Consider the following 1,049-nt stretch of genomic DNA (forward strand, 5'->3'; position numbering starts at 1 on the left):
CTGTACTGCGCATAGCTTTTTTCTGTTTTGCGGGCATGCCTTTATTAAAGCTTGTTTCTGCTTTTAGCTGATTAAATGCGATGTGTCTCAGCCCCGCAAATACAGGTGCTGCACCTTCACGCCTAATTCGGCAATCATCTTCTTTAAATCCGACATCTAAACGCCAATGTAATCCATTCTCTATTTGCCAATGTTGCCGTGCGGATCTTGCGAGTTCTTCCGCCGATAGATATGCTGAACTGATGTAGTATCTATAGCATAACTCATTGCTTACTTTGTTTTTTTCTTTCCTATAAGAAACAATAACTCCCACTGTTTTGGCATCTTTCCAATTGCTCGTTTCTGATAAATCACTTACGTTATGACTAACAGCACAACACCTGAATTCTTCTCTGTTTTTATGATAATCGGCTTCATTAAACAAAACTCCTTCGGACGCTTGTCGTGTGACCTCAGGTAATAAAGCATTCTCTATTTGTGACAGCAGTCCTTTATGGTTCGCTTTTACTGCAAGTAGGTAATCGGCTTGTTTATCCACTATTGTCTCTGCAATTGATTTTTGACACCCCATCGCGTCAATCGTGACTAAGCAGCCTTTTATCTCCAGTAATTCAAGAAGCTCTGGTAACGCTGTTATTTCATTCGACTTTTTATCAACAGGGCATTGCGCCAAAACAACACCATTTTCGCACGCAAATGCACTGACCATATAAAGTGCATCGCGCCTATCTGACTGATTAAATGAACCTTTCAATCGCTTACCATCAATCGCAACTACATCGCCCTGAGTTAATTTAGAGCAGTCTTTCATCCAAGAAGAAAAAGAATCTTGAAACTGCGTCATATCAATACGACTCATCACACGAGCGATTGTGTCATGGCGAGGGATTCCTTGCTCAAGAGGAACGTACTTCCTGAGCCAATCTAATCTATCATGGCCAAAATCTTCAATATCTTCCCAGCCTTGGCACCCAGATATGACAGCGCTGACAGCTAAGAATATGATATCAAAAAGTTTATGGACAACTTTACCCTGCTGGCGAGGGTCG

1 protein-coding gene is annotated in these 1,049 nt (G+C 41.6%); it reads right to left on the reverse strand.

Annotated elements, in window-relative coordinates; genetic code table 11:
- Positions 1-1,049 (reverse strand): ISAs1 family transposase (locus tag H5180_RS23305; RefSeq protein ID WP_182759258.1); only part of this gene is annotated, 1,049 nt, incomplete at both ends.

Origin of the sequence: Pseudoalteromonas sp. SR41-4 (assembly GCF_014163985.1) — a bacterium.
Taxonomy (GTDB): Bacteria; Pseudomonadota; Gammaproteobacteria; order Enterobacterales; family Alteromonadaceae; genus Pseudoalteromonas; species Pseudoalteromonas rhizosphaerae.